A 23,819-nucleotide genomic window follows, 5' to 3' on the forward strand; every position below is an offset into this window, starting at 1 on the left:
GTATAATATACGATGGCAGGTTTAAAAGAAACGCCCAGACAGAAGATGATTGGGATGATGTATTTGGTGCTAACAGCCTTGCTTGCATTGCAAGTAAGTGATGCCCTCTTACAGAAATTTGTGCTATTAAATAACAGCTTGGAAACGGCTAACCAGTCGGCAGCTGAAAAAAATAAAGGAACAATCCAAGGTATTGATTCAAAAATTAAGGAGTTACCAAACCCTGGTGCTTACGCTGATATTTCACGCAAAGCGGCTGAAGTACACAAAATTGCAGAAGCTGTAATTTCTCAGATTGAAGAAGCGAAAGCTAAAGTAATTGAGTCAGGTGGTGGTATTGATCCTGAAACTGGACAAATCAAAAATCCAAAAGAAGAAGAAAAAGTATACCAAATAATGGTAGGCTCAGGTAAAAAAGGAATTGCTTACCAATTAGCCGCTTCAATGGAGGATTATGTTAGCAAACTTTCAGCTATCGCTGATAAGGGTACTGTGTTTCCTGCTCTAGCTTTAGGAGCTAAAGATGATCCTATTGCCTCGAGAGATGCTAATCAAAGAAATAAAGACTTTGCAGAATTAAATTTTGCTCAAACTCCAGTACCTGCTGCATTGGCAACTTTGAGCCAAAAGCAAGCTGAAGTTAGACGTTATGAAAGTGAAGTTTTAGGTCAATTAGCAGCTAAAGTAGGAGCAAAAGAGGTGAAATTTGACAAAGTATTTGCTCAAGTTTCTGCTAATGCTAATACTGTTGTTGCTGGTATGGATTATGAAGCTGAAGTATTTATTGCTGCTACTTCAAGTGGTTTTACGCCACGTATGAGCTTGAACGGTTCGGCACTTCCAGTGAAAGATGGTCGTGGTCAAATCAAATTCAAAACTGCTGGTGGTGAATATGACAAAAATGGCTTAGCTCGTAAATCATATACAGCTTCTGTATCTTACATGAGCCCAACAGGTCCAAAAACTGAGTCAATCACAAAAGAATACTTTGTGTTGAAACCAACTTATAACATCGAAACAGCTACAATACCTGCCTTATATTTGGGTTGTGCAAACCGTTTGAGTATTGTAAGTCCAGGGTTGGGTGCTTTGTGGAATCCATCTTTCTCTGCTGATGGTGGTGAAACAATTGCAGGAGAGCGTGGTAAAGTTACCATCGTTCCGAGTGCGGCTACTGTTACTTTAAATATTACAAACGGAGGAACATTGTTGGGCAAAGAAACTTTCCGTGTAAGACGTGTACCAAGACCAGAAGTTAAAATATATGGTAATGGTGGTGAAATTGACGAGAGACGTGGCGCTAGCGCAACTGGTCTTCGTACAATCGAAGCTCGTGCTCTTGCTGATGAATCGTTCAAGTCAACAAACCCTGAGGATGCTCAGTTCCGTGTATCTGAAATCTACGTGGCATTGGCTCGTGGTACTAAGAAAGTCGGTGATGTTACTGGTAGTGGCTCTGTTAACGTTTCAAACTTAGCATCTCAAGCACAAGCAGGAGACAGATATTTTATTGAGGTAAAAGGAGTACAACGTAGAAATTTTAAGGGAACTGTTGAGAATATCCCATATAATATGACGAAAGTACTTCCATTGAACTAATTGCTGAATAATATATTAGTTTGATTTCAATAAATATTGATAATCTGTCGTTTAGAATTCGAGGTTTATTGGTAAAAGCCAACCCTCTTTCCTGAAATTTGGTTGGTAATTGTAAAACTAATAGCGACTTAACTCAAATGAAGAATTTAGTAAAATACGCAAGTGTAGCCCTCATAACATTGGCAGCTTGCTCGTTGGCAACAGCGCAAGAAAAAGATAACAACGGAAAAAATCCAGATTCTGTTCGTCCGATTGATGATTCAAATATCATGTGGAAGAGACGTTTGTGGAGAAGAATGGATTTGAATGAAAAGCAAAATCAGCCGTTTTTCTCTAAAAATAACGAAATCACTAAATACTTGATTGAATGGGTTCAGAGTGGTGTTTTACAGCCATACAAAGACGATTCTTTGAGAAGAAAACTTTCAAAAGAAGAGTTTATGAAGAACCTTGAAATAGACGAAGAATTCAATGACAGCGCACTCTCTGATGAAGAAAAAGCGGCTGGTTTCGGTAACGAATCAGCTGCAACCTCAGGCGGTGGTACAGACGATGGTTGGGGTGACCCAAAACCAAAAGCTGGTGACAATAAAGTAGCTGGCTCAAAGCCAGCGCCTGTTGTAGCTACTAGTGGTAATTACCGTTTCCCAAGAGAATTAACTATCCTCGAAATTAAAGAGGATGCTGTTTTCGACAAACAACGCTCAAGATTGTATTTCGATATTCAAGCAATTACAATCATTATTCCTGCCAGCAAAACAGCTGCAGGTTTTGATAAAATTGTTGCGTCATTCCGTTACAAAGACTTAGATAAACTATTCCGTAGTAATCCAAATTGTATTTACTACAATACGCAAAATGAAGCTCAGCATAAAAATATGGCAGATGCTTTTGACTTACGCTTGTTTAGTGCTCGACCAATTAAGTTTGGTAACCCAGAGGACAAAGACTTAGTAGATATGTATGGTGGTGACAAAAAAGGTTTGATTATGTCTCAGCAATTAGAATATAAACTAATGGAGATGGAGCACAACCTTTGGGAATACTAGAATAAAGTCATAGTACTAAGTAATAAAAAAGGAGATTCGATACGTCGAATCTCCTTTTTTATTACTCTGGATTAATGATTTTGAGTTGTTCTTTGAGTGATTTGGCTTTGGCTTTACCCAATAGGGTTTCTAATTCTTCAAGAGGAGCCTCATAAATCTTACTAACCGTTCCAAAATGTTTTAATAGTTTGGTGGCTGTTATCTTTCCTATTCCTTCAATATTTTCGAGCTGACTAATAATAAAATTCTTACTGCGTTTGTCTCTGTGTTTAGTAATACCAAAACGGTGCGCTTCATCTCTTAGGCGCTGTATAAGCTTCAATGACTCTGATTTTTTATCAATGTAAAGAGGAATACTGTCTTCAGGAAAATAGATTTCTTCAAGTCTTTTGGCAATACCAATAATCGGAACTTTTCCATAAAGGTTTAAAGCTTTTAATGCGTCACACGATGCCGAAAGTTGTCCTTTTCCACCATCTATAATAATTAAATCAGGCAGGTTTGCTTCTTCTTCCAAAAGTCTTGAGTAACGACGTGTTATTACTTCATACATCGTTGCAAAGTCATTGGGTCCTATGACTGTTTTAGGAGTAAAGTGTCGGTAATCTTTCTTAGAGGGAATACCATCTTTAAAACAAACCATGGCAGATACAGGATTTGTACCTTGAATATTGGAGTTGTCAAAACATTCGATATGTCTAGGAAGAGTTTTGAGCTGTAAATCATTTTTTAAGGTAAGCAAAACACGCATTTTACGATCGCCACCACTTTCCTCGGCAACTTGTCGGTCAGCTTTTTCTTTTCTGAAATACAATACATTTTTAAGAGACATATCCAGGATTTTTCGTTTGTCTCCAATCTGTGGAAGGGTATTTTCAACACCTTTAAGCTCTATAGCCAACGGAATATTTGTGATAACTTCTTTGGCTTCACTCTGGTATTTATCGCGCATTTCCCATACCATCATGGTCAATATATCTTCATCTAGCTCGTCGAGTTTCTTTTTTACATCCCATGTTTGAGTTTGAGTAATAAAACCATTCGTAATTTTCATGAAATTTAAGAATGCTGTTTGCTCATCAGAAACAATCGAAAACACATCAACATCCTTAATATTGGGATTGACAACTGTTGATTTACTTTGGAATTTATCTAGCACCAAAAGCTTTTCTTTAAACTCTTGGGCTTCTTCAAATGCAAGTTTTGAGGCTGCAGCGAGCATCATTTCCTCAAAATATCCCTTCGGTAAACTCAAGTTTCCTTTAAGAATATGTTTTGCTTGGTCTATTTCAGCAATATATTCATCCTCTTTTTGTAATCCCTCACATGGACCCTTACAGTTACCGATATGATATTCAAGGCAAACCTTAAATTTGCGATTATTAATATTAGAAGGAGTAAGATTGAGAGAGCAAGTTCTAAACTTATAGAGCTGCCCAAACATCTCTAAAATCGCATACATGGCTTTTTGATTGGCAAATGGGCCAAAGAAAGTACCCAGTTTACGATCTACTCTTCGAGTGGTAATTACCTTTGGAAAAGGTTCGTTTGTGATACAAATAAAAGGATACATCTTGTCGTCACGCAACAAGATATTAAACTTGGGTTGGTATTTTTTAATAAGATTATTTTCCAAAAGGAGGGCATCAAATTCTGTATTCACAATCGTAAACTCGATTTTACGAATTTGACTAACAAGCCTTTTGGTTTTTCGGTCGTGCTGATTTGATTTTACAAAATAGCTGCTAACACGATTTTTAAGATTTTTAGCTTTACCAACATAAATAACAGTTCCTTCGCTATCAAAATATCGATACACACCGGGTTCTTCGGGAACTTTGGCCAATTCGGCCTTATAATCAAAATCACTCATAGAATTAATTCCTTTGTACAGTAACTAGAACAACAAATCTACTTAAAAAATCAACGGTGGATGAGAAATGTTTAAAAGCTATTATCAAAAGTAAGTCGGTCTAAATCCACTCATTCTTAGCAATATATCCATTCGATGAGAATAGAGAATTAAATTGTTTTAAATATTTTTTGATTCAAAGATATAATTGTATTTTCGTGGTAAAATAAAATAACAGAACAGTACAGAACAGTTGTTGTCTGTTTTGCAAAAAGCTAACTAAAAAACAATCCCTATAAGATGGCAAACATTACATTGGGCGATAAAGAATATTTCGCTGGTATTGGTAAAATTCAATTTGAAGGTCGTGAATCAGACAACCCACTTGCATTCAAATGGTACGATGAAAATCGTGTGATTGCTGGTAAAACAATGAAAGAGCATTTGCGTTTTGCGGTTGCTTATTGGCATACATTCTGTGGACAAGGTGCAGATCCATTTGGTCCAGGAACACAGCAATTCCCTTGGGATGTAAAGGCGGGGGCTGTTGACAGAGCAAAAGATAAAATGGATGCGGCTTTTGAATTTTTCACTAAAATTGGTGCTCCATATTACTGTTTTCACGATATTGACTTAGTTGATGAAGGTAACTCAATGAGCGAGTACGAATCAAACCTACAGTCAATCGTTGACTATGCAAAGCAAAAACAAGCAGCTTCTGGCGTGAAGTTATTGTGGGGTACTGCAAACGTATTCTCTAACCCTCGTTACATGAACGGCGCATCTACAAACCCGGACTTCTCGGTGGTTGCACATGCTGGTACACAGGTAAAAAATGCGATTGATGCTACAATTGCCTTGAATGGTGAAAACTACGTATTCTGGGGTGGTCGTGAAGGTTATATGACCTTATTGAACACAGACATGAAACGTGAATTAGCTCACATGGGACAATTCTTAACGATTGCTCGTGACTATGCTCGTAAAAATGGATTTACAGGTAAATTCTTCATTGAGCCTAAGCCTTGTGAGCCAACGAAACACCAATATGACTTTGACTCAGCAACTGTAATCGGATTCTTGAAAGAATATGGTTTAGAAAACGATTTCATGTTGAACCTTGAAGTAAACCATGCTACTTTGGCTGGACACACGTTCCAACACGAATTACAGGTGGCTGTGGATAACAATATGTTAGGAAGTATGGATGCTAACCGTGGTGATTACCAAAACGGATGGGATACTGACCAATTCCCTAATAACTTGAATGAATTAACAGAATCTATGTTAATCATCTTAGAAGGAAAAGGTATCACACAGGGTGGTATCAACTTCGATGCTAAAATTCGTCGTAACTCTACTGATTTGAATGATATTTTCTATGCACACATTGGTGGTATGGATTCATTTGCAAGAGCTTTGGTAATCGCCGATAACATCTTGACAAAATCACCATATAAGAAAATTCGTGCTGACAGATATGCTTCTTTTGATTCGGGTAAAGGAGCAGAATACGAAGCAGGTAAATTATCATTAGAAGATTTGCGTGATATTGCATTAGCACATGGTGAGCCAGCTCGTACAAGTGGCAAACAAGAGCTTTTGGAAAATATCATTAACCAATATATCTAAAAGTAAAAGTTCGTATTAACAGAATAATGGATATAAAAAATCCCTCTTACACTTGTGAGAGGGATTTTTTGTGATATCTATAAACTACCACGAACAATAAGTGAACATGGGCTTGCGACTTTTCCTTTTTGTCTATTCCGAACCATTCTTCCTGCAAGTTTTCCCATTTTTTGGAAGTCATTTGAGATAGTTGTTATACCATCTTCTCCCAAAATTTGTTTGATGGGTGTATCATCATATGTGAGCAAACCAACATCTTCACCAAGCTTTAATCCTTTTTTGTTAACATGATTCATAAAGCGTATGATATCACTTTCGAGAAAAAGAATATAAGCCTGTCCTGCCTCAATACAATCGACTTCGAGGTTATCTATAATGCGGGAGTCGATGCCAAAATCGTTGGTAAATCTTTTAAATCCTTTGGTAATACCGTTAGGAGTATATTGAAATTGGTTTTTACTGAGAAAGAGTGTAATTGCTTTGTATTTCTTAAGAAGTGGTAGCGCTTCCTGTAAACCAGAGTAGATATTTTCTTCAAAATTTTGATACAATACCGCGTAGTCATTGTCAAATTCGTCTATGTCAATATCTAAAACCAATAGTTTATCCTTTGGTATTTGTCCTACAATATGCGATACATCCTCATTGAAGTGCGGCATGACGATATAAAAATTGTAGTTGCCTATATTGTTAACAAGTACATTCTCAAATACTTTTATATCATGATAGTGGAAAAATAAATTAATAGACACATGATCGCCTAGTGCTTCTTTGAGCGAGTGAAACAAGGTTTCTTTGTAGGCATTCATCGCATCAAATAGCACAAACACGTGCATAGTCGTTTGCACGTCAGTTGACGCTACAAAATATCCCTTTCCATGTTGAGCCGCCACAATACCACGTTCTCTCAATTCTTCATAAGCTCTAATAATAGTCATACGTGCAACACCCAGTGACTGAGTGATTTCATTGATTGTTGGCAGTTGGTCACCACGTTGTAGGGTGCCATTCTGAATTTTTTCAATGATATCATCAATGAGTTGTTGGTATTTGGGTTTTTGAGCGTTTGGCTCTATTTGTAAATATTTGCCCATCTTTAATAATAAATGATTCCAGTCCTAGTGCCTAAAATGGATAATAGACCAAGTTAGTCAGGAAATTGCTGATATGAAAATTTTGCTTGGTGGTGCGATTAACTTAAGTAGAATAAGTGTGACAATCGATAAAGCAATTATGTGTGGTAAAACTAATAAGTTTTTTATAAAAAAATGAAGAAATATTTGCATGAAAAAAATATTATATAGAATTTTACTTTATAGAACAGTACAGAACACGGTAGAACTTGTATTTTTCTAACACTATTATATGAAGACACTGCATTTTCACTATTCTGTTATTGTATTTTTCTAATTTTTGGAGTAATTCAAAAAAACTAAAAAAATCCACAGTTTCAAACTAAAGAAAGGAGGTCACCACCAGACAGTAAAGGCACATCGTAACTAATCGTTTTCAGTTCATTATTATCCAAAAAACCAATTATATGAAAAACAAATTACTAAATTATTTCAAGCATGTTTGTGTCTTGAGTTTAATGCTATTGTATGCTGTTTCAACAGTAGCTCAAGATAGAAAAGTAACAGGTAAGGTTGTTGGTGCAGACAACCAAGGTATTCCAGGTGTGAGTATTATGATTAAAGGCACACGTACTGGTACCACATCAGATGCTAGTGGTAGTTTTTCTATCAATTCAAAATCTTCAAGTGATGTACTCGTGTTCTCGGGTATTGGTTTCAAAGCAAAAGAAGTTAGTGTAGGCGGTCAAACATCACTCAATGTAGTATTGAGTGAAGATGTATCTGCTTTAGAAGAAGTAATCGTAACGGGTTATGCTACGACTAATAAAAAGGAATCTACCGCTGCGATTTCAACTGTAAAAGCAAAAGATTTAACGGCTGTTCCTTCAGGTAACGTAGAGCAACAATTACAAGGTCGTGTAACCGGGGTAACTGTTATTACTAACGGTCAACCTGGTACAAGTTCGATTATCCGTGTACGTGGTTTTGGTGCACTAGGAGGTAACGAACCTTTATATGTTGTTGATGGTGTTCCTGTTGGTTCAACGGACTTCTTATCTCCAGATGACATTGAGTCGACAACTGTATTGAAGGATGCTGCTGCAGCTTCAATTTATGGTGCTCGTGCAGCAAACGGTGTAATCGTATATACAACAAAGAAAGGAACAAAGAAAGCAAGAAAATTGGAAGTTAGCTATGATGGTTTGATTGGTTTTACAGACCCCAACGTAGCTGGAGCTCCAAAAATGTTGTCTCCACAAGAACAAGCAGATTGGACTCAACAGGCATATAGAAATAACGCTACTGCTAACGGTACAGCGGTACAATATACACACCCTCAATATGGTTCTTCTGCAACTGCGACATTACCAGACTATTTGTATGCAACTGGTGTAGGTAGTGGTATTAGAGGTACTGTAGATATTAATGCTCTTAGAGCTGCGTATGCGGCCAATCCTGGTAACACATTTTTGATTAAGCCAAATAAGGCAGGAACAAACTGGTACGACGAAATTACTCGTGTAGCACCAATTCAAAGACATAGTCTAGGATTTAGTGGTGGCACCGAAAGTTCTCGCTATTACATTGGACTAGGTGTTCAGGATCAATCTGGTATCTTATTAGCTAATAGCTTCAAACGTTATTCATTCCGTGCGAACACAGAATTTGATTTGTCGAAAAAAGTAAGAATTGGTGAAAACTTACAATTTACTTATCGCTCAGTAGTAGGTCAAGCGGGTGGAAACAATGGTTTGGGTATTGCTGATTCAGAATCAGAAGTTTTGGCAGCTTATCGTATGCCAACTATCATTCCTGTGTTTGACGAGTTTGGAAGCTATGCTTCTACAATCGCTCAAGGTTTTAACAACCCTCGTAACCCAGTTAGACGTTTGATGTTAAACAACAGTAACGATGGTAATTTTAATGTTAATGGTTTTGGAAATATCTATTTAGAAGTAGACCCAATCGAAAACTTGACATTACGCTCAAGTATTGGTGGACAGTATAATAATTATTACTACAAAGATTATAATTATAGATATTTGGGTGATTCAGAACCTGAAGCATCCAATAGCTTTAGCGAAGGTACAGGCTACTCTTTCTCTTGGGTATTTTCAAATACAGCAAGCTATAAGTTGAAACTTAACAAGCATGCTGCTACAATTTTTGGAGGTATTGAGGCATTAAATACAGGTGTTGGAAGAAACATTGCAGGTTCAGGTATTAATCCATTCTCAATGGATTTAGATTACGTTAACTTATCAGTAGTACAAAACCCTGTAGTAAACTCATCTTTATTTAGTGGAGTAAACTTCTACTCTCTATTTGGTAAAGTTGACTATAGCTTCAACGACAAATATTATTTAACTGCATTGGTTCGTCGTGATGGTTCATCAAGATTTGGTGCTAATAGCCGTATTGGTGTATTCCCTGCATTTTCAGCAGCATGGCGTGTAACTAGCGAAGAATTCATGAAAGAGATTCCATTTATCTCAGACTTGAAGATTCGTGGTGGTTGGGGACAAATGGGTAACTCAAATAACGTGAACCCTAATAACCAATACTCATTGTATGCTTCTGATCGTGGTACTTCGTTCTATCCAATCTCAGGTACTAACAATGGTGCTGATGCTGGTTTCTTTCGTTCTCGTATTGGTAATGCTGATGCAAAATGGGAAACAGCAGTTACAACTAACATAGGTATCGATGCAACATTATTGAATGGTAGATTTGAGGTAGTATTAGACTGGTGGAGAAAAGATACAAAAGATTTGTTGTTTCAAGTGCCTCTTGCTGGGGTAGTTGGTTCATCTGCGTCTGCTCCTTCTGTAAATATTGCTAGTATGATGAACTCAGGTATCGATTTCCAAATCATCAATAAAGGTAAATTGACTAAGGATTTGAAATATGATTTAACTTGGAACAGTTCATTCTTGAAGAACGAAATTTCTTCATTAGCACCAAATGTAACATACTTTGAAGGAACAACATACCGTGGTATTTCTCCAATTCGTAACGCTGTAGGTCAAAGTATTTCATCATTCTTTGGATATGAAGTAATTGGCTACTTTGCTAGTGCTGACGAAGTGAAAAGCTCTCCTGCTCAAGATGGTGCTGGTGTGGGTCGTTTTAAGTATAAAGATCTCAATGGTGATGGTAAAATTACGCCAGATGATAGAACATTCATCGGTAGTCCAGTGCCTACATATACTGGTGGTGTAAATATCGGCCTTCAATATAAAAACTTTGATTTCTCTACTTATATCTATACATCTCTTGGAAACAAAATCTTCAACATGTCGAAGTGGTTTACTGACTTCTTCGGAACTTTCGAAGGTTCTGGTAAAGGTGTAAGAGCGAAAGATTCTTGGACTCCTGCATTAGGTAATAGTGCTCAAGGACCAATTTGGGAAAGTGCTTCAAACTTGTCAACAAGTGGCGCTTCTAACTCATGGTACGTAGAAGACGGTTCTTATTTAAGAATGCAGAACCTTTCTATAGGTTATACTGTACCAAAATCAGCTCTTGCAAAATTAGGTCTTTCTAGAGCTCGTATCAGTGTATCAGCTAACAACATCTTTACAGTCACTAAATACAAAGGTCTAGACCCTGGTGTTGGTGGTGCTGTAGATACAAACTTTGGTATCGATGTTGGTAACTATCCTGTAACTCGTAGCTTTAACGTTGGCTTGAACTTAGGCTTTTAATCGTTCTTAAGTACAAGCAACAGTAATTCTAATTTTAAAATCGAAATCCATTTATGAAAAGATATTCAAGTGCAAAAAAAGCAATTGTTGCTACTTTGACATTGACTACTTTGGTGTTCTCATGCAAGGAAGATACTTTCTTGACAGTATTACCAACTGGTTCATTGGCTCAGGCGCAATTAAGTACCAAAGCAGGGGTTGAAGGTGCATTATTAGGTGCTTACTCTATGCTTGCAGGTAAAGGTTATACCCGTTTTGCGGGACCTAATAACTGGGTGTATGGTTCAATTTTAGGTGGTGACGCTAATAAAGGTACTGACCCTGGTGATTACACAGCTATCAACCCAATCCAACGATATGAGGCTCCAGCGACGGACGGAGATATCAATGGTAGCTGGAATGCAAAGTATGAGGGTATTAGCCGTGCAAACACAACGATTCGTTTGGCTACAGCTTCGACTGAGTTATCAGATGCTGATAAAAAACGTATTATTGCTGAAGCTCGCGTTTTGAGAGGTCACTTCTATTTTGAGTTGAAAAAAATCTTCAATAGCGTTCCATATGTTGACGAAACAAAAGATTATGGAACTGGTATTGAGAAAGTAGCAAATACTCCTGATTTCTGGGATAAAATAGAAGCTGATTTCAAGGCAGGTATGGATAACTTACCAGAAACATTGGATCAAGCTGGTCGTGTGAATAAGTGGGCTGCAGCTTCATATTTAGGTAAAACATATTTGTTTGAGAAGAAATATACTGAAGCAAAAGCTATCTTCGACCAAGTAATTGCTAATGGAAAAACAACGAATGGTAAGAAATATGGCTTAGTAGCTAAATATGCAGAGATCTTCAATGCTGAAAATGACAACCACGAAGAATCGATATTTGCTGTTCAAACATCAATGAATACAGGTAGTACGAACAACTCTAACGCATGGGATGATTTGAACTATCCATACAACACAGGTGCTAATGGCCCTGGTAACTGTTGCGGATTCTTCCAACCAAGTTTCTCTTTGGCGAACTCTTTCCGTACAGATGCTAATGGTTTACCTTTATTAGATGGTTCTTACAATACTGGAAGTAATCAATTAGTAAATGACTATGGTGTTGAATCAAATGCAGCATTTACTCCAGATAAAGGCAATCTTGATCCACGTATTGACCACTCTATCGGTCGTCGTGGTATTCCTTACTTAGACTGGATCGATCACCCAGGAAAAGATTGGATTCGTTCTCAACCATATGCTGGTCCATACTCTCCTAAAAAATATGTGTACTACAAAACTCAAGAGAACACATTGACAGATGGTAGCTCATGGACTCGTGGTTATGCTACAATGAACTACACAATTATCCGTTTCGCTGACGTATTATTAATGGCCGCTGAAGCAGAAGTTGAAGTAGGTAGTTTAGAAAAAGCACGTGAGTATGTTAACAGAGTAAGAGCTCGTGCCGCAAATCCTTCTGGTTTTGTAACAAAAGCTGGTAAGCCTGCTGCTAACTATGTAATCAGTTTGTATAACACAGCATGGACTGACAAAGCTGTAGCTCGTAAAGCTGTTCGTTTCGAACGTAAACTTGAATTGTCAGGTGAAGGTCACAGATTCTTTGACTTAGTTCGTTGGGGTGAAGCTGCTACAGAATTGAATGCATACCTAGCGTATGAATCTAAATTCTTAGTTACTATGTTTGGTGGAGCTAAATTTACAGCTAACAAAAACGAGTATCTTCCAATCCCTCAAACTCAAATCGATATCCAAGGTAAAGATATCTTGAAGCAAAACCCTGGTTATTAATTTTAACCAATTATAAATTGCTTTAATACAAAAGAGATGGTATATATTGCCATCTCTTTTTTTATAAGATTTAACTCTCAATATCATGAAAAAACTATTACGACTTTGTATCTGTTTACTCCCTGTTGTTTGGCAAGTTTCGTGTACTAATGATGGCACATTGTTTACTCAACTCAATGCAGAAGACACAGGTATTACCTTCTCAAATAGAATTACAGAGAGTGATACAATGAATGTTCTTACTTTTGAATATATCAACAACGGTGGAGGCGTCGCTGTGGGTGATTTTAATAACGATAGTTTGCCTGATGTCTATTTTACTGGAAATATGGTAAGCAATAAATTATACTTGAATAAAGGTGATTTTAAGTTTGACGATGTTACTGCAAAAGCAGGTGTAGATGGCGCAAAAAAATGGTGTTCGGGGGTAGCTATTGTAGATATTAATAATGATAACAAATTAGATATATATGTATGTGCTACAGCTAAAAAAGTAGCTTCAGAACGAGCAAATTTACTCTATGTAAACCAAGGTGTAGATAAAAATAATGTACCTATTTTTAAAGAGATGGCACAGGAATATGGTATTGCTGATACAACTCATACTACCAATGCTGCTTTCTTTGATTATGATAATGATGGTGACCTCGACCTTTATGTACTTGTCAACGAAATGGATGATACCCGTTTCCCGAATAAGTATCACGAAAAAATTGTAGATGGTTCTTCGAAAAGAACCGATAGACTTTATAGAAATGATTGGGATCCTATAAAAAAACACCCAGTCTATACCGATGTATCAAAACAGGCTGGAATTCAGATTGAGGGATACGGTTTGGGACTCAATATCACTGACATTAATCGCGATGGCTGGAAGGATATTTATGTAACCAATGACTATTTGACCAATGATTTGCTTTATATCAATAACCATGATGGTACATTCACCGATCAAGCGAGTTTGTATTTCAAACATACTTCTTACTCTGCGATGGGAAATGATGTGAGCGATATCAACAATGATGGATTGGTTGACATTATTGCGTTGGATATGATGCCAGAGTCTAATTATCGTAAAAAAATGATGACGCCTGCCAATAACTATGTGACTTATCAAAATAATGAGCAATATGGTTATGGTTATCAGTATCCGCGAAATACGCTTCAGGTTAATTTGGGAAAAGATCCTTATTCTCAGCGTCCATTATTTAGCGAGGTTGGTCTTTTGGCAGGTGTATCTGAAACAGATTGGAGCTGGACTCCGATGGTTACAGATTTTGATAATGATGGTCTTCGAGATATAATAATCACCAATGGTTATCCCCGTGATGTTACTGACCAAGACTTCATTGCTTATCGTGCGTCTATGTCGAGTATTATGACACGAATGATGTTGTTGGACTCGATTCCTTCCGTTAAAATCAAAAACTTTGCCTATAAAAATAAAGGTAATTTAAAGTTTGAAGAGGTGACGGAGTCATGGGGTATTACAGAGCCTAGTTTCTCAAATGGAGCAGCCTATGCTGACTTAGATAATGATGGTGATTTGGATTACATCGTGAATAATATCAATGATTCGGCATCTGTTTTTAGAAATAACGTGGTTCAGCAAAAACCAAATGAAAGCAACTACCTAAAAGTACAACTTAAAGGTGGTAAGGATAATGTTCAAGGCTACGGTGCATGGGTCGAAATTTCGTACGCAAATGATCAAAAGCAAGTATACGAATACACACCATATCGTGGGTATTTGTCTAGTGTAGACCCTACAGCACATTTTGGTTTGGGCAAAACTCAAACGGTAAAAGAGGTAAAAGTGATATGGCAAAATGGTAAAGGGCAAGTTTTTAAAAATGTCAAAGCTAATAAAACTTTGTATGTAGACGAAGCCCAAGCTCAGGTATTACCCGATGAAAAAGAGAAGGCTGTAAATCCATTGTTAGTAGATATAACAGATGTAATCAATACTGGATACATTCATCAAGAGCAGGATATTATTGATTTTAACGTACAAAAATTATTGCCTCATAAGTTTTCGCAATTTGGACCAGCACTAGCTGTGGGAGATGTAAACGGTGATGGGTTGGATGATATCTTCGTAGGTGGTGCAAGTCAGTATAAAGGACGGTTTTTGTTGCAAAATACTACAGGTAAGTTTGAAGTAAAAGACTTTTTACCGGGGCTTGAAGGAAAAGAAAAACTCTCTGAAGATATGGGAGTGTTACTTTTTGACGCTGAAAAAGATGGAGATTTAGACTTGTACGTAGTAAGTGGAAGTTATGAGTTCCCTGCGGGAGACCAAAACTATAAAGACCATTTGTTTATCAATGACGGAAAAGGACATTTTCAGTCTGCCGATCAAGCTATTCCTGCTTTACTAAAAAGTGGTTCTTGTATCAAAGCTGTAGATTATGACCGAGATGGCGATTTGGATTTGTTTATCGGGGGTAGGGTAGAGCCAGGGGCATATCCAAAGCCCGTTAATAGCTATATTCTCCGTAATGAAGCACCTCTGGTGAAATTTACTGACGTTACGGCGCAAGTAGCACCTCAACTAAATCAAGTAGGTCTGATTTGTGACGCTTTATGGACCGATTATGACAATGATGGTTGGATGGATTTAGCACTAGCTGGAGAATTTATGCCAGTAACTTTCTTGAAAAACCAAAACGGTAAGCTCACTTCGGCACAAGAAACTGGAATAGAGTCTTATAAAGGCTGGTGGAATAGCCTTTGCGGAGGTGACTTTGATAATGACGGTGATATGGATTATATAGCAGGTAACTTAGGATTAAACTCCTTGAATCGCGCTTCTGATTCCAATCCTATTACGGTTTATGCAAAAGATTTTAATAACGATGGACATTATGATGCTATTCCTACGGTATTTTACAAAGATTTGGATGGCGTGCGTAAGGAATTTCCATTTAATACTCGTGATGATTTAGCCAAGCAGTTTATCCAAACTCGTCAACGTTTTGATTCGTATGCGAAATATGCCAAAGCTACCATCAATGAAGTATTAAAACCTGAAGAGTTGAAAGATGCCATTATCCTAAAGGCCAATTGGATGAAAACTAGTTATCTCGAAAACCAAGGAAATGGTAAGTTTAAGATAAAAGAGTTACCGATACAAGTACAATTTGCTCCCGTATTTGGGATGGTGGTACAAGATTTTGACCAAGATGGTAATCTGGATGTATTAATGACTGGAAATGATTATGCGACAGAATTAACGGTTGGACGTATGGATGCCTCTCAGGGAAATATCCTAAAAGGCGATGGTAAAGGAGGGTTTACAGTACTACCAATTAATCAAAGCGGTTATCGTGTAACTGGAGATGCCAAAGCATTAGTAGAACTTCAGTCAGCAAAAGGAAGTTTGTTAACTGTTACATCTCAAAATAGAGATAAATTGAAGTTTTTTGAAAGTACAAAGCCATACAAGATGTTCAAACTGGCACCAAATGAAAATAGTGCATTGTTGAGCCTTAAAAATGGTAAAACTCGGAAGGTAGAAATTCCTTATGGCTCATCATTCTTGTCACAATCGGCTCATAAACTCATGGTAGGAAGTGATGTCATAAAAGCACAAGCAATGAATGAAAAGGGTCAGAAACGAATGTTAAACTAGATTAAAATAGAAAAGGGGCTTACGCCCCTTTTCTATTTTAATTCAAAAACCATCTTCATCTTTAGGTTTTACTGTTGGTGGTTGCACTTGCGTTGAATCACTTGGCGCAGCATAACAGTTAATATCTACCCCATCAGGCTTGTTAAATGGCCCTTTTTTATATCCTGCAATCCGAAGCGAAGGGTCGGCATATACTTTATCCATAAACATAGCATACGCAGGCATAGCCATTTTGGCACCTTGCCCTAGACTAATACTACGAAAGTGAATACTACGGTCATCTCCACCTACCCATACACCGCCAACTAAACTTTGTGTTACGCCCATAAACCAACCATCTGAATAGTTGGATGTAGTCCCTGTTTTAGCCCCTATCTCATTTCCTTGCGCGCAACTATAACGACGTAACCCTTCAGCAGTACCTCCAGGCTCTTGAACAGCACCCTGAAGCATATGTACCATTTTATAGGCAGTTTCTTTATTCATAACTTGCTTCGTTGTTGTTTCAAAACGGCGAAGTTCGTTCCCATTTTTATCTTCAATGCTTAGAATCAAAAGAGGCTCAATACGATAGCCTTCATTCACAAATGAGCAGTAAGCATCTACTTGCTCAAATATTGAGACCTCGCTGGCACCCAAACATAAGGCTGGTGTTTCGTTCAAAGGACTTGTAATACCAACTCGGTGAGCAAACTCTGCTACTTTTTGAGGCCCTAGTTGTTTCATTAGTTTTGCCGAAACAGTATTGATAGAACGCGCCATTGCTCTACGCAAAGACATACTTTGGTACGAGTATTTACCATCAGAGTTTTGTGGTGTCCAAGATTTCATGATACCATCTTCCTGTCCGAAGGTAACAGGTTCGTCCACAACATAATCACATGGCGTTACAATGTCACTTTCGATAGCAGAGGCGTATACAAAAGGTTTGAAGGTAGAGCCTGGTTGGCGCTTACTCTGACGAACGTGATCATACTTAAAGTACTTAAAATTAATACCACCTACCCATGCTTTAACGTGACCATTATTAGGATCCATTGCCATGAAGCCAGCATTCAAAATTCTTTTATAATAATTCAAAGAATCTAAAGGCGACAGTGTTGTGTCTTTTTCTCCTTGCCACGAAAATACGGTCATACGGACAGGTTTCTTGAGTACTTCCCACACTTTATCTTCGTCTCCATCCATTTCCTCCATCAGTTGACGATAACGATCGGTACGTTTCATGGCATCTTTTAAGAAGCCTTTGATTTCACGCATGTGCTCGTCAACCCAAGGATTACGACCCTTCCAGTGTTCATAAAACTTCTTTTGCTGAGCCATCATGTGCTCGCGCATCGACTCTTCAGCATATTGCTGCATACGAGAATCAAGCGTTGCATGAATTTTTAAACCACTAGTGTAAAGGTTTAGCTGCTCGTCATCGCCACGACTTTGATTGAGATCTTCAATAATGGCTAACAACTGCTTTTTAATAGCTTCTCTAAAATAAGGAGCTAAACCTGTATTATGGTTCTCAACTTTGAATTTCAATAATATCGCTTGGTTTTGAAGGTCTTGAGCTTCAGATTCTGGTAGATACCCATACTTCACCATTTGTGCCAAAACAGTATTTCTACGAATCAAACATTTTTCTGGGCGCCTTCTTGGATCGTAAAGATTAGGGTTTTGTAACATTCCTATCAATGTAGCAGCTTCATTGACGCTCACATTGCCTACTTCTTTACTGAAATAAGTCTTACAAGCTACTCTGATTCCATAAGCATTATTACCAAACTCCACCTCGTTGAGGTACATTTTCATGATTTCTTGTTTGGTATATCTACTTTCCAAACGGATAGCTAAAATCCATTCTTTCGTTTTGGCAATTACAGTACTTATTTTAGGAATACGCATCAATAGACCTTTATATTCCATGCCCTCTTCAGCCGATTCTGCGCTACGTGTATTGAAAAGGTTTTTGGCTAATTGCTGTGTAATCGTACTACCACCACCTGCCGTACCAAAACTGGTCACAACACGGAATGTACTACGCAAATCTATACCAGAGTGCTTAGCAAAACGAGCATCTTCTGTTGCCATCAAAGCATTGATGATATTGGGCGAAAGCTCTTCAAATTCTACTGGACTACGGTTTTCCCTGAAATATTTGGTAAGCTCAACGCCATCTTCTGAAATCAAAACGGAGGCTAATTGGCTTTTAGGGTTTTCGAGTTCTTGGAGACTAGGCATTCCTCCAAACAACCAGAAGAAGTTATAGTTAACAGCTAGAACGTATAAAACAAGTGCAATAAAACCACGAATAGACCATTTCCAGAGGCTTTGAATGGTACGTTGGTATTTACCGGGTTGGAGTTTTATCATGGGTTAATAATTATGACTTGAGTCGTTTATATGAGTTGGAAATGTTTAAATAGGGAAGTATTTCTGAAAGTTGACTCTTAACTTCCGAAATCTACTATCTAAAATCAGCAATTAGGGAAATTCGCTTTTACAAATTTAAAAATTTAATACATATACGCTTGATTTGGCAGAAAAGTATGCGAATCTGCCATAATTATTGAGTAAATGGATAATTACTAAAGAGATATCTTTCGTAAATATCAATGTCTATTTACCAATAAACCTTTTTGACTCAAATGAGGGTATTTAGTTTCAAAATACCTTTGATAGATTTTAATAGCTAAAATAGCACTGATTATGCCGACGATAGAACCTCCTAATAAGTCCTCAGGAAAGTGCTGAAAAAGATAAGGTCTAGAATAGGCTGCTGTGATTGCCAATGTAAGAAATATAGGATTGATCATCGGCTTTTTGGCAAAAAATACCCAAAGCGTAAAAATACAAAATGCGCTGGTCGTATGACCTGATGGAAAACTATTGAATCCATGAAGCTCAACGCCACTCACGTATTTCCATGGGTATGATACATCTTTAAAAAACTCACTTGGTCGTAAGGTTTGAAACGAAAATTTTAAACCTTGTGAAATAAGTGTACTGACTGCAAATGCTATAACTCCTATAAATGCTTGTTCGTATTTGAATACTAACCAAACCAAAATCATGGTAACAAAAAACCATCCTTCCCCCAACTGAGTAGCGCACCAGAAAAAAGTATCCGACCAAATAGTGCGATGAGAGTTAATCCAAACCATTTGTTCAAACTTTGGCGTTTGTAAAACCCATCCCAAGCACACAAGCCACATTAGTATAAAAGGAACAAAAAAAGAGAGATTATTTTTCAAAAGATTTTTCATAACTGCAAAGTTCGTAAAAATTGAGCCTCCTTCAAACTCCCCTGTTTTGATAGTAGACCAAATATGGTTGAACCTATCAGTATAGTAAGTGGTTCATTGCCTGAGAATTAATAAAAAATCTTTTTCTCAAAAGTATTGCTTCGAATTGTTGTCATTTTCAAAAAAAGTCTCTAATTTTGCAGTCTTTTCGGGATAACCTAGCTTTAGGTTAGCTCAAAAGTATGCGTACAATACTGCGTGCACGGTGACATAGAGTATCCAAACCGCGTCTGTTGGACAGACCTTTATTTGATTGAAAGCCTTGAAAAAGAATTATTTAGCAAATTATAAAATTGATATTTTTCGCCTCGACAACAAGCAGTATGTGCATGAGTTTGAGGGCGACAATCAGTTTTTTGCTGAGTTTGAGCAAGATGAAATCGGTAAAGGAAACTTCAAAGCAAAAGTAACTTTAGATAAATCAGAAACGATGATTCAGTTACTTTACGAAATTGAAGCAGTCGTAGAATTGACCTGTGATAGAAGCCTAGAACAGTTTGATTATCCTATCAGCATCACAAAAAAATGATTTTGAAGTTTGCAGATAGAACAGAAGAAGTCACAGATGAACTGATGTTAATTGATCGCCATGTACAACAGATTAATGTTGCGCAAGATATATTCGACTTCATCTTTTTAGAAATTCCAATAAAGAGATTGCACCCCAAATTTGTTCAAGAAGAAGTAGAAGGGTTCGACGAGGAAGATGAAGATGATGAAGATTGGGATGACGACGATTTGCTTTGGGAAGATGAAGAAGGAGAGTTTGTTTATACCACAGGAGGCGGGGACGATGATGACGAGGACGAAGAAGAATATGAAGAGGAAGAAGAGGAAGAAAGTTCAGAAGACAACTCAGAAGCGCCAATAGACCCACGTTGGGCTATATTGAAGAATTTGAAAAATAATCAAAATTAATTTTAGAGCAAGAAGCTCTCATACATAAGTTAAGTAACAACGTAACAAAATAACGGAAATAAGAAAATGGCACATCCTAAACGAAGACATTCGACAACTCGCAGAGATAAGAGACGTTCACATGATTTTGCTACTCCAAAAGCAATCACTGTAGACCCAACTACTGGCGAAATTCACTTGCGTCACCGTGCACACGTATTCGAAGGTAACCTTTACTACAAAGGTAAAATGGTAGTAGAAGGTTATGCTGCACAAGCGTAATTGACACAATATTTTAGGTATTAAATAGGCTAAAGTTTCTGATTATCAGGGGTATAGCTAATAAGTGTGTTTTTTGATATATAAAAAACACAAAAAAATACTGTTTTCAACTTCTTAAAATGCTATTTTTGCAGTTACCAATTTTGCGTAAACAAAAATAACCAATGAATATAGGAGTTGATGCAATGGGCGGCGACTTCGCCCCGCAAGCCATAGTTGAAGGAGCAGTATTAGCAGCTAATGAGTTGCCCGAAGGTGTGACAATCGTATTGATTGGTCAAACAGAGGCAATTCAAACAGTTCTTGATAAACAAAATTATACGGGATCAAACATTAAAATTGTGGAGGCTAACGAAACAATTGAAATGGGTGAACATCCTGTAAAAGCCTTACAAGCTAAACCCAATTCCAGCATCGGAGTTGGGTTTAAACTTTTAAAGACAGGTGAAATCGATTCATTTGGCTCAGCAGGTAATACTGGTGCGATGATGGTTGGGTCACTTTTCTCGATAAAGGCAATTGAAGGTGTTCAGCGCCCAGCAATCGCTGGCTTTGCGCCTCAAACCAACGGCAAAATGGCCGTAATGGTAGATATTGGTGCAAATGCTGACGTAAAACCTGAAATGCTTGAGCAATTCGGCTTGTTAGGTTCTATTTATTACCAAGCTACTACAGGAGAAGAAAACCCTAAAGTAGGTTTGATGAACATTGGCGAAGAAGCCGAAAAAGGCTCGCTCATTGCTCAACAAGCTCACAAACTAATGAAGGAAAATGCTAAAATGAACTTCATTGGTAATATCGAAGGAAAAGATTTCTTCAAGGGTAAAGCTGATGTAATTGTTACAGATGGCTTTACAGGAAATATTCTTTTGAAAATGGGTGAATCATTGTACGGCATAATGAAAGATCAAGGAGTTGAAACAAGTTTCCTTGACAAAACAAATTATGAAGCAGTAGGAGGTAGTCCAATCGTTGGAGTAAATGGCAATGTTATCATCGCTCATGGAGCTTCATCGGCCAAAGCTATCAAAAATATGATTCATCTTTCTACTAAAATTGTAGAATCTAAAGTTACAGAAAAGATCAAAGAAGCACTTAGTGCATAGTGAGTGTTCCTGCCAACTACCGTGTTGTGCTTGAAGGCACTTCACATGACGCTAGTTCGCAGGGCACTATTTATATTATTGAACATGACAAAGATCATTGCAGCAATTACAGGCGTTCAGGGGTATGTGCCAGAGGAAGTTTTAACTAACGCCGACTTAGCAAAAATTGTTGATACCACTGATGAATGGATAATTTCCCGTACAGGTATTAAAGAACGCCGCATCTTGCGCGGAGAAGGTCAAGGTACTTCGGTCATGGGAGCTGAAGCTGTAAGGAAACTATTGGAAAAAACCAATACGAAACCTGAAGAGGTAGATTTGTTGATTTGCGCTACAGTAACTCCTGATCATTTTTTCCCATCAACAGCCAACTTGATTTGTGATAAAGTAGGTATTTCATTCAATGCTTCCTACGACATCGCAGCTGCTTGCTCAGGCTTTTTGAATGCCTTGGTAACTGGTGCAATGTTTATTGAATCAGGTCGTTATAAGAAGGTGATTGTTGTAGGCGCCGATAAAATGTCAGCTATTGTTGACTACACAGACCGTTCTACTTGCGTATTGTTCGGCGACGGTGCAGGTGCTGTAATGCTTGAGCCTAGTTCAGACGGTTTAGGTCTTCAAGATTTTATCTTAAAATCTGATGGGTCAGGTGCTAGCCACTTGATTCAGAAGGGTGGAGGTAGTGCATATCCTCCAACGCACGAAACCATTGATAATAAATGGCATCATATCCATCAGGAAGGTCAAGCTGTATTTAAGTTTGCCGTAACTCGTATGGCAGATGTTTCAGCCGAAATTATGGAGCGTAATAATCTTTCTGGTGATGATGTAGCCTTTTTGGTACCACATCAGGCCAATAAAAGAATTATTGATGCTACAGCCAACCGAATGGGTGTTGGTCCTGAAAAAGTAATGCTCAATATTCATAAGTACGGAAATACCACTGCCGCTACCATTCCTTTGTGTTTGTGGGACTATGAAAGTCAGCTCAAAAAAGGTGATAATCTTATTCTTGCTGCATTTGGTGGAGGCTTTACTTGGGGGAGTGTTTACCTCAAATGGGCGTACTAAAGTATCAAAACAGTAAACTTCCTAGCTAAATTTCACTAAACTGGGTAGTTTACTGTTTTTTTTGTGCTAAGTTCAGAGAACATTTTTGTAATTTTGCACATTCAAATTTTTGTAATTATCAAATTTGTAACTATTTAGTGTTCAGAAAGCAAAATTGCTTATGCTATTTCTTGTTTTCTAAATAATTGAAAAAATGGCAACTACTGCAGACATCAGAAACGGACTAGTAATCAAATTTAACAACGATCTTTTTTCAGTTGTTGAGTTTTTACACGTAAAGCCAGGCAAAGGCCCTGCTTTTGTAAGAACAAAATTGAAATCATTGACTTCAGGAAAGGTAATCGATAACACATTCAACTCAGGGGTAGCAATTTTCCCTGTTCGTGTAGAGCGTCGTTCTTTCCAATACTTGTATGAAGAAGAATTTGGTTATACTTTCATGGATAACGAAAACTTCGAACAAGTTACCTTAAACAAAGAGATGGTAGAAGCAGCAGACCTTATGAAAGAAGGTCAGTTGGTTGAAATCCTAATCAACGCAGAAACAGAGCAACCTATTTCTTGCGAAATGCCTCTATTTGTAGAGCTTGTTGTTACTTATACCGAACCGGGTATCAAAGGTGACACAGCCAACTCTCCTAAAAAACCTGCCACTGTTGAAACTGGTGCTACGATCACTGTACCATTATTCATCCAGAACGATGAGAAAATCAAGGTAGATACTCGTACATATGAATATGTAGAAAGAGTAAAATAATATCCTTCGATAAGTAATTGATTTTCAATAAAGTTTTACTCCTCAAGATTTTACTGGCT

General features: G+C 37.6%; 16 protein-coding genes. 12 read left to right on the forward strand and 4 right to left on the reverse strand.

Features of this window, described 5'->3' with window-relative positions; all coding sequences use genetic code 11:
* Positions 1-12: 12 nt before the first annotated feature.
* Both gldM and gldN read left to right on the forward strand, forming a co-directional pair.
* Positions 13-1,599: a gliding motility protein GldM gene (gldM, locus tag BWI92_RS06405; protein WP_095161289.1), complete on the forward strand. Its 1,587-nt coding sequence runs from the start codon at positions 13-15 to the stop codon at positions 1,597-1,599.
* A 137-nt stretch (positions 1,600-1,736) separates the two neighbouring features.
* Entirely contained in the window at positions 1,737-2,648 is a 912-nt protein-coding gene (gene gldN, locus BWI92_RS06410) for a gliding motility protein GldN (protein ID WP_095161290.1), read from the forward strand.
* 61 nt (positions 2,649-2,709) lie between these two features.
* On the opposite strand, the gene uvrC is transcribed toward gldN, so the two are convergent.
* Positions 2,710-4,521: an excinuclease ABC subunit UvrC gene (uvrC, locus tag BWI92_RS06415; RefSeq protein ID WP_095161291.1), complete on the reverse strand. Its 1,812-nt coding sequence runs from the start codon at positions 4,519-4,521 to the stop codon at positions 2,710-2,712.
* Positions 4,522-4,800: 279 nt separating this feature from the next.
* On the opposite strand from uvrC, the gene xylA reads away from it, so the two are divergent.
* A complete protein-coding gene (gene xylA / locus BWI92_RS06420) occupies positions 4,801-6,132 on the forward strand; it encodes a xylose isomerase (RefSeq protein ID WP_095161292.1) in 1,332 nt (443 codons plus the stop codon).
* A gap of 77 nt (positions 6,133-6,209) precedes the next feature.
* Here the strand turns inward: xylA and BWI92_RS06425 are convergent, their stop codons facing one another.
* A complete protein-coding gene (locus BWI92_RS06425) occupies positions 6,210-7,226 on the reverse strand; it encodes a GntR family transcriptional regulator (RefSeq protein ID WP_095161293.1) in 1,017 nt (338 codons plus the stop codon).
* A gap of 446 nt (positions 7,227-7,672) precedes the next feature.
* Here BWI92_RS06425 and BWI92_RS06430 point away from each other — a divergent pair, with 446 nt between their 5' ends.
* The 3 genes from BWI92_RS06430 (at position 7,673) to BWI92_RS06440 (ending at position 16,348) form a co-directional block, all read left to right on the forward strand.
* Complete coding sequence (locus BWI92_RS06430; RefSeq protein ID WP_095161294.1) at positions 7,673-10,915, forward strand: TonB-dependent receptor; 3,243 nt, start codon at positions 7,673-7,675, stop codon at positions 10,913-10,915.
* A gap of 53 nt (positions 10,916-10,968) precedes the next feature.
* Positions 10,969-12,714, forward strand: coding sequence for a RagB/SusD family nutrient uptake outer membrane protein (locus tag BWI92_RS06435; RefSeq protein ID WP_095161295.1), 1,746 nt, complete (start codon positions 10,969-10,971; stop codon positions 12,712-12,714).
* Between the two features lie 85 nt (positions 12,715-12,799).
* Positions 12,800-16,348: an FG-GAP-like repeat-containing protein gene (locus tag BWI92_RS06440; RefSeq protein ID WP_095161296.1), complete on the forward strand. Its 3,549-nt coding sequence runs from the start codon at positions 12,800-12,802 to the stop codon at positions 16,346-16,348.
* 42 nt (positions 16,349-16,390) lie between these two features.
* Here BWI92_RS06440 and BWI92_RS06445 read toward each other — a convergent pair whose 3' ends face one another.
* Positions 16,391-18,712 (reverse strand): penicillin-binding protein 1A, encoded by a 2,322-nt coding sequence (locus BWI92_RS06445; RefSeq protein ID WP_095161297.1) that lies wholly within the window; start codon positions 18,710-18,712, stop codon positions 16,391-16,393.
* Positions 18,713-18,951: 239 nt separating this feature from the next.
* Positions 18,952-19,605, reverse strand: coding sequence for a phosphatase PAP2 family protein (locus BWI92_RS06450; protein WP_095161298.1), 654 nt, complete (start codon positions 19,603-19,605; stop codon positions 18,952-18,954).
* 301 nt (positions 19,606-19,906) lie between these two features.
* Here BWI92_RS06450 and BWI92_RS28090 point away from each other — a divergent pair, with 301 nt between their 5' ends.
* The 6 genes from BWI92_RS28090 (at position 19,907) to efp (ending at position 23,760) form a co-directional block, all read left to right on the forward strand.
* Positions 19,907-20,173, forward strand: coding sequence for a DUF177 domain-containing protein (locus tag BWI92_RS28090; RefSeq protein WP_141234701.1), 267 nt, complete (start codon positions 19,907-19,909; stop codon positions 20,171-20,173).
* Positions 20,174-20,217: 44 nt separating this feature from the next.
* Entirely contained in the window at positions 20,218-20,562 is a 345-nt protein-coding gene (locus BWI92_RS28095; RefSeq protein ID WP_229362757.1) for a hypothetical protein, read from the forward strand.
* Positions 20,563-20,628: 66 nt separating this feature from the next.
* Entirely contained in the window at positions 20,629-20,823 is a 195-nt protein-coding gene (gene rpmF / locus BWI92_RS06460; protein WP_095161299.1) for a 50S ribosomal protein L32, read from the forward strand.
* A gap of 164 nt (positions 20,824-20,987) precedes the next feature.
* Complete coding sequence (plsX, locus tag BWI92_RS06465; protein ID WP_095161300.1) at positions 20,988-21,929, forward strand: phosphate acyltransferase PlsX; 942 nt, start codon at positions 20,988-20,990, stop codon at positions 21,927-21,929.
* Positions 21,930-22,013: 84 nt separating this feature from the next.
* A complete protein-coding gene (locus BWI92_RS06470) occupies positions 22,014-23,003 on the forward strand; it encodes a beta-ketoacyl-ACP synthase III (protein ID WP_095161301.1) in 990 nt (329 codons plus the stop codon).
* Between the two features lie 193 nt (positions 23,004-23,196).
* Positions 23,197-23,760 (forward strand): elongation factor P, encoded by a 564-nt coding sequence (gene efp / locus BWI92_RS06475; protein ID WP_095161302.1) that lies wholly within the window; start codon positions 23,197-23,199, stop codon positions 23,758-23,760.
* The last annotated feature ends 59 nt before the right edge of the window (positions 23,761-23,819 follow it).

Origin of the sequence: Flectobacillus sp. BAB-3569 (assembly GCF_002270355.1) — a bacterium.
GTDB lineage: Bacteria > Bacteroidota > Bacteroidia > Cytophagales > Spirosomataceae > Flectobacillus > Flectobacillus roseus.

Excerpts from the sequence above, each read along its gene's own strand:
- plsX (WP_095161300.1), top strand. The coding sequence starts at position 20,988 with ATGAATATAGGAGTTGATGCAATGGGCGGCGACTTCGCCCCGCAAGCC.
- xylA (WP_095161292.1), top strand. The coding sequence starts at position 4,801 with ATGGCAAACATTACATTGGGCGATAAAGAATATTTCGCTGGTATTGGT.
- rpmF (WP_095161299.1), top strand. The coding sequence starts at position 20,629 with ATGGCACATCCTAAACGAAGACATTCGACAACTCGCAGAGATAAGAGA.
- gldN (WP_095161290.1), top strand. The coding sequence starts at position 1,737 with ATGAAGAATTTAGTAAAATACGCAAGTGTAGCCCTCATAACATTGGCA.
- BWI92_RS06440 (WP_095161296.1), top strand. The coding sequence starts at position 12,800 with ATGAAAAAACTATTACGACTTTGTATCTGTTTACTCCCTGTTGTTTGG.
- uvrC (WP_095161291.1), bottom strand. The coding sequence starts at position 4,521 with ATGAGTGATTTTGATTATAAGGCCGAATTGGCCAAAGTTCCCGAAGAA.
- BWI92_RS06450 (WP_095161298.1), bottom strand. The coding sequence starts at position 19,605 with ATGAAAAATCTTTTGAAAAATAATCTCTCTTTTTTTGTTCCTTTTATA.
- BWI92_RS06445 (WP_095161297.1), bottom strand. The coding sequence starts at position 18,712 with ATGATAAAACTCCAACCCGGTAAATACCAACGTACCATTCAAAGCCTC.
- gldM (WP_095161289.1), top strand. The coding sequence starts at position 13 with ATGGCAGGTTTAAAAGAAACGCCCAGACAGAAGATGATTGGGATGATG.
- efp (WP_095161302.1), top strand. The coding sequence starts at position 23,197 with ATGGCAACTACTGCAGACATCAGAAACGGACTAGTAATCAAATTTAAC.
- BWI92_RS06470 (WP_095161301.1), top strand. The coding sequence starts at position 22,014 with ATGACAAAGATCATTGCAGCAATTACAGGCGTTCAGGGGTATGTGCCA.
- BWI92_RS28095 (WP_229362757.1), top strand. The coding sequence starts at position 20,218 with ATGTTAATTGATCGCCATGTACAACAGATTAATGTTGCGCAAGATATA.
- BWI92_RS06435 (WP_095161295.1), top strand. The coding sequence starts at position 10,969 with ATGAAAAGATATTCAAGTGCAAAAAAAGCAATTGTTGCTACTTTGACA.
- BWI92_RS06430 (WP_095161294.1), top strand. The coding sequence starts at position 7,673 with ATGAAAAACAAATTACTAAATTATTTCAAGCATGTTTGTGTCTTGAGT.
- BWI92_RS06425 (WP_095161293.1), bottom strand. The coding sequence starts at position 7,226 with ATGGGCAAATATTTACAAATAGAGCCAAACGCTCAAAAACCCAAATAC.